This window comes from Alkalicoccus chagannorensis DSM 18086, from assembly GCF_000429725.1.
GTDB lineage: Bacteria > Bacillota > Bacilli > Bacillales > Salisediminibacteriaceae > Alkalicoccus > Alkalicoccus chagannorensis.
The window spans coordinates 49,044-55,043 of record NZ_AUCK01000026.1 but is presented as its reverse complement, the minus strand read 5'-3'; the positions used below and the strand labels follow the sequence as shown (position 1 = coordinate 55,043).

Annotated in this window: 6 protein-coding genes; 2 read left to right on the top strand and 4 right to left on the bottom strand. The window is 51.8% G+C overall.

Annotated features, from left to right (window positions below):
* Positions 1 to 372 (top strand): transposase (locus G477_RS19535; RefSeq protein WP_245575499.1); only part of this gene is annotated, 372 nt, incomplete at its 5' end.
* 902 nt (positions 373 to 1,274) lie between these two features.
* Here G477_RS19535 and bshC read toward each other — a convergent pair.
* The 3 genes from bshC to G477_RS0112180 all read right to left on the bottom strand — a co-directional run bounded on the left by bshC (position 1,275) and on the right by G477_RS0112180 (position 4,179).
* Positions 1,275 to 2,885, bottom strand: a complete 1,611-nt coding sequence (gene bshC, locus G477_RS0112190) for a bacillithiol biosynthesis cysteine-adding enzyme BshC (protein ID WP_026698190.1) — start codon at positions 2,883 to 2,885, stop codon at positions 1,275 to 1,277.
* A 72-nt stretch (positions 2,886 to 2,957) separates the two neighbouring features.
* Entirely contained in the window at positions 2,958 to 3,329 is a 372-nt protein-coding gene (locus tag G477_RS0112185; RefSeq protein WP_026698189.1) for a DUF3397 domain-containing protein, read from the bottom strand.
* A complete protein-coding gene (locus tag G477_RS0112180) occupies positions 3,322 to 4,179 on the bottom strand; it encodes a 2-dehydropantoate 2-reductase (RefSeq protein WP_026698188.1) in 858 nt (285 codons plus the stop codon). The genes G477_RS0112185 and G477_RS0112180 overlap by 8 nt, the downstream gene beginning before the upstream one ends.
* Before the next feature lie 181 nt (positions 4,180 to 4,360).
* On the opposite strand from G477_RS0112180, the gene G477_RS0112175 reads away from it, so the two are divergent.
* Positions 4,361 to 4,834 carry an N-acetyltransferase gene (locus G477_RS0112175; protein WP_026698187.1) on the top strand — a complete coding sequence of 158 codons (474 nt, stop codon included), beginning with the start codon at positions 4,361 to 4,363 and terminating at the stop codon, positions 4,832 to 4,834.
* A 70-nt stretch (positions 4,835 to 4,904) separates the two neighbouring features.
* Here G477_RS0112175 and G477_RS19530 read toward each other — a convergent pair whose 3' ends face one another.
* On the bottom strand, positions 4,905 to 5,639 hold the full coding sequence (locus G477_RS19530; RefSeq protein WP_051287990.1) for an enoyl-CoA hydratase/isomerase family protein: 735 nt from the start codon (positions 5,637 to 5,639) through the stop codon (positions 4,905 to 4,907).
* Between the last annotated feature and the right edge of the window lie 361 nt (positions 5,640 to 6,000).

Sequence of the window (6,000 nt, the reverse complement as noted above, 5' to 3'; positions counted from 1 at the left end):
GAAGGAAAAAACCGCAAGGTTTATCTCAATGAAAAATGGGAGAAGCAAAAAGAGAATATTCGTCAACTGCTTTCGGAAGAAGAAACTGGAGCAATTTACGGGCGGCGTAAAACCGACGTAGAACCAGTTTTTGGGTTTCTGAAGGCGAATTTGCGTTTCACCAGAATGTCGGTGAGAGGCAAAGACAAGGTGAAACAAGAAATGGGATTTGCACTCATGGCAGTGAACTTAAGGAAGTTCACTGCCATGAGTCGCCTGCGTTATTCGAATGTACAAACAAAACGCTTACGATTATCCATTTTGGATAATCGGAAGCGTTTTTACTTAGCTAGAACTTTTTGTCCCAGCCTCTTTCTGTATGAGAGGGGTTGATCCTTCCAATGACAATCACTTGCCGCGGGCAAGGCTTCGGCTGATCGTCGCCACTACAGCGACGGGGCATATTCAGCCCTTGCTTTTTCCGCGTGTTTGTCTTTTCAGGAAAACCCGTGATAGAAACCGTACGGTCTTGATTTCACCAGCACGAAAGCGCAGAGAACCTTTTCTTGCGAACGGCGTGTACCGCAGGCTCTTTGAGAGAAGCATGGGTTCTTCCTACTTCCCGAGCAGCTGGCTACACCGTCACCCTTTATGAGAACTGATACATTCTTATACTTGAACAAAAGCGCAAAGCGCCTTTTGGTCGGAACGGCGTGCGGAAGCGCTGCAAGCCTTTTGAGGGAAGAAGATGTTTTTGTTTCTTCCCGTGCAGCGCATGAAGCCGTCGTCCCCCTGTATGAAAACTTATTCATTCTTATACTTTAACTCTGTTCTTGTTTATTGTTGATAATGACAGAAAACGCTGCTGCAACTCGGCAGGCTTGCCGTGGAGGAAATCTCCAGCTTCCACAGGCGTCCGCCCGCCGGTCTTCGCTGCGTCCTTCTGAAAGAAAAGAAACTTTTATGAAACGGAGCAGGCCCAGGCTATTTTTCGAGACGCCTGCGGATAAAGAAAGCGTGAAGATCCTCCCGGACGTAAGGGAGGGAAAGCGGAAGGATGTCTCCGCGGCAAGCGAAGAAAAAAGAGCCGCAGGCGTACTTTTGTTATAACAACACTAGGCTTTAACAGCGCCTATACTTTAAAAAAACCGACGATCTTCATCCCGTTGATCGTCGGTTTACGCTGCTTTTATTCATCTATTTTTCATTCGTGCAGTGGCCCACTCAACCTGGACGGTTCAACGGACAGCCCGATTCTCAGAAGATGCGTGTCCTCCCCTCGGGTGAACGGGAAGCTACAGATAGATAAACCAGTCCCGGGGCGTGTTCGTGTCTTTATCCCGCAGCCGTCTCAGGAGCCCCTCAATCAGATCTGGTCCGTACACATTGAGAAAAGGAAGAATATTCAGTACACGTTCCTGTTTGGCATTACCAGGACGGAGTTCGGTTTCAAGCGATTCCAGCCGGACGGTGTCCACGTGCACTCTCGCATCCACTGCTTTCGTGACATCCTGACGATACGCGTCAATCAGTGCAGCCGCTTTCTTGTTGTACGTGTCATGAAGCTGCCGGTCATCCTGGAGCACTTCACTGAGAGGCTTGAGCGCTTCCCGCATCAGGCGCTCTGCTTTCTCTGCTGCTGCCGATTCATCTGCCGCTTTCCACTGCTGTTTCAGCTGCTCCTGCAGGTGCGCTGTCGTCTCGTCGGCAGCCTGCTCCGGCGTCAGCTGATAATCCATCATCGTTTTTTTCGTTTTCCTCGATATCCAAGTAAAGGAATCGCGGGGCCGAACCAGAGGCATGTGGTGGTTCATAGCATGAAATGCCCCCTGCAGGAGCCCCCAGTATTTCAATTCGCCGGCTCCTGCGATAAATGTGTGCACGGGAAGCAGGATATCCTGCATAACCGGACGGGTAATCACGTTATTACTGAACTGGAAATCTCCCTTTTGCGCCTGTGTAAAAAAAGCTTCATAATCCCACGAACGGGAGCCATTCTTTTCTTTGATCGTATTTCCTTCATTGTAAAGCAGAAATCGTTCATCCTGGTGGTGGATAAACAGGTGCATGTTCTCTTTATCGAGATTCACCGGGTTTTCATATCCGCCCTTTTCAAATTCGGCCGCCGCCTGCTGCACGGACTCTTGGATGGCACTGCTCCGGTCGAGCATAGTGAGAAAAGTTTCCTGCTCCAGTTTTCTTACATCAGGATGATGTGCGTCCATGACAACAAGCCCGCTGTCAGCAAACAAATAGAGCATCACCTTCGCACACCAGCTGCTGTATGTAAGAGGCTCCTCGGTCATCGACCGCAGCTCTTCCCGCAGACGCGCAGTCCACTGCGTCTCGTTGATGTGGGCAAGGAGCGCGTCGATCGCTGCGTCCGCTTCCGACTGCTTAATGTAGCGTTCAGAAGCCGGCGTCCGTTTGTCATTGCGGCCAAATATCTTTTCCCGGGCCAGCTCCTGCCGATGGTGAACAAACGTGTTGTTGATTTCGTCCACATCATGATCTTCCCCTGCAATCCAGAACATCGGAATGAAGGGCCGGTCCCACTTCTGCTGGAGACGCTCTGCCTCCAGAATGATCGAGACGGCTTTATGTATGGTGTAAGCAGGACCGGTAAGCAGGCCGGCCTGCTGCCCTCCGACAACTACTGCAGCCTGCTCATGTGCGAGCGCCCTGGCATGATCCAGCGACTGCGGGGACCCGCCATGTTTTATCTGATAGGCTGTCAGTGCTTCAGACAGTTCCCTGCGTGGATAGGTGGTTTGATCGATATCCTCCAGTCGGCTTTCCTCATCATCCCATTCGTAATCATAGAATCTGGTTACATCCGCATCCTTGTTCATGTATTTTCCTGCGAAGCTGTCCGTGTCAAACAGCGGTCTGCATGTGAGCTTCATCGTCAGCCAACCTTTCTGTCATTTTCCTTTCCATATCATAGCAGAGAGCGCGCTGTTCAGAAACGAATCCGCTCATGCCCAGAAAAAACCGACCACTGCCAAACCTGCGACAAGCAGTGCATAAATCAAAAACTGAAACCGCCACGCCTGACGGACCGCTTTCCACATCTGCACTTCTTCCGCCGTTTTCCAATGGAGGAGGAGAAAGAGGATGAGCGTAGCGGTATAAAGCAGCACGGCCCATCCAACCGAGCCTGTCTGCCAGATGTGGCCGCCTATTAGAAGAGTCGCTGCAATCAAAAAGGGAACGGTGACATCGGCACTGACCTGCATCGCTCTGTTTTTGGACACGCGCAGCTTTTTTAACACTACATAGACGAGAACAAATACGACAGCCGGCATCAAAGAAGCTGCCGCAAGAAACAACAGATCCACCTCACCCATGCTTGTTCACCTTCTCTATCACTTCTTTCATCACTGCTCGATGCTCCTCCGCAGATCTGCCAGAAGCTTCCGCCAACCGTAGGACTGCTCCATTGATTTCCTCGATTTCCAGCGGCCGTTTTTCCATATAGTCGACGAGCATGGAAGAATAATTTTCGCGTGTGCTCTCCAGTACCTCTTCAATAAAGCTCCAGTCCTGCATAGGAAGCTCCAGTGCATCCGCCGCCTCCTGATACAGCAGCCGCGCCCGGTCAAACATTTCCTGCTGCTCGAGAATACTGCCGTTTTTTTCCCCCGTCAGCACTGTCAGTGGATTAATAACAGCATTAGCAGCCAGTTTTTTCTTGCGTATCCTGTCAAGATCCTCTGTCAGCACAACCGGGAAGTGATCATCAAGAGCCTGAAGTGACTGGATGACAGGGTACGCACCGGCCTCTTCGGCAAAATACGTACATCCATGGCCCGTGTGGCGGACGATGTTCAAGCCGGTCCGCACCGCCCCATGTGTGCTGACACCCATGACCGGCGTCTGCACCATGGTGTCGATCAGATGCTCGTCCCCCATGCCATTCTGTAGAAAAAGCACTGGAACATCCGGCAGTCCTTCCGCCAGCAGCTCCGGCAGATGATATTGCTTTACCGCATTGATGATGCCGTCCGTGTTATCTGGAAAACGGCCTGTGCCCGCATCCGCCTGCACGGTGCTGGTTCCCATTTTCACGCCGTGCTTCCGGATTTCGGCTGCCTGCTCTTCCGTTTTCGTTTTAAACCAGACGCGATGACCCGCAGCAGCCGCATAAAATCCATAAAGCAGACCAAGGGAGCCACCACCAGCTATACCAATATTCATGCTTGTTTCCTCCTTTTTATCACCATGGTTTTCGTTCCTACTGCCCTGTCATGGACCGCATGCGTTCACGCAGGGCACGTCAGCTGCTTCTGCCATCGCTTTCATCCTGCAGCAATTTGAGCTATAATGAGTACAGCGCTTACAAAGGCACAATACAGTTACGAAAGTGGAGGGACAGTCAATGGAACACGAAGTAGTACCGTTGAAAATCAATTTCAAAACGCTCGAGCATTTTGAAAACTTCCGGGAGTATGGCATACAGGAACTTTCCATGAAAGAAGACCTGCAGGACAACATTGTTGAAAACGACAGTGAATCTCCTTTTTATGGCATTTATTTCGGAGACAAGCTCGTCGGCAGAATGAGCCTGTACCGGATTGACAGCCAGTTCGACCGATACTTTGACCCTCCACAGGATTATCTGGAACTGTGGAAGCTGGAAGTACTGCCCGGCTTTCAGGGAAAGGGAATCGGCAATGCCATGGTCAACTTCGCGAAGTCCCACGGGCTTCCGCTGAAAACAAATGCAAGACAGCGATCCGACGACTTCTGGCAGAAGCAGGGATTTGAACCGCTGACGTACGACGAAACACGGGACCGCGGCGAAAATCCGTATGTATGGTTTCCAAAAGGCGTTTCTGAACAGAAAACTTGATCATCCATTGATAGAAACAGCTGCCTGTATGAGATTTCATACGGCGGCTGTTTTTTTCTGTACATGTGGATTAACGCTCTTCCCTTCTTCTTTCAATGAAGGAAGCAACAGCATCGTGATGTTCCTTTGAAGCCCACCTTTCTGCGCACCGGTAGGCTTCCTGCTCCATCCGGCTGAACACCTCATCCGACGGAGCCGGAAGACGCCGTCCCGACCTGCACTGGATCAGGCTTTCGACATTCCGCGCCGCCTCTTCCGGTGAACGTGCCCAGGTGTCAATCAGTCCGGAGCGGTTCCAGACATCAGCAGGGTAAAGCGCTGCACTCGCCAGTGCCTGTTCCGCTGCTTCTGCATCAACCTTTGACAATAGACAGGTCTCCCCGCCCCAGCCGGTCGTCAGCCCAATGCTGCCCTGGATAAAGCCCAGTGCTGCATCAGGGTGTGCGGCGATATAGTCACAGCAGACGGCAAGCTCTGCTCCTCCACCGGCCGCAGTCCCTTCTATGTAGGCTGTAACAGGAAAGTCGAGTGCGCGGATCTGCTGGAGTACGCGGTTCATGGGGAGCAGCATCCCTAGTGCCTCCCGGCTCGTCTGGAGGCCGCGGAAAGCTTTCACATCGCCTCCACTGCAGAAAGTATTTCCTGCGCCGTAAACAAGAAGCTGCTGAGGGGGATGCCTCTCCACATCCATCAGCGCCTCCTGGAGCTCTTTCATGAGCTCTATGTTGACGGCATTTTTTACATGCGGCCGGTTCAGCATCCAATACTCCACGCTGTTCACCCGATCTCGTTCCAGTACAGGCATACGTCTTCCCCCTGACATCGATGCTCCATTTCTTCATCATACCATACCGTCCGATGCGCGGCTTCTTCCTATATCTTCATCTACAGAGCGAAAAAAAACGCGTCTCGTGTAAGTTGATAGATCAAGCAGTGCTTGTTCGCCGCTGCAGCTTGGACTGCCGAAGAGGAAGCCCCTGCTTCCTAGTACATGACGACGTCGCCGCAGGATCTTTTGATATCCGTCTTCCTCAGGCGGCAGCCGGTTTACTACGTTCGTATTCTTTCCGAAGGCTGTGTTATCGTTCGTTGTGATTTCATCCGCTTTCGGCGGACGCTTGCTCCGGTGGATGTCCATTGAGCGTCGCCGCCTATCGCTGCTTTCA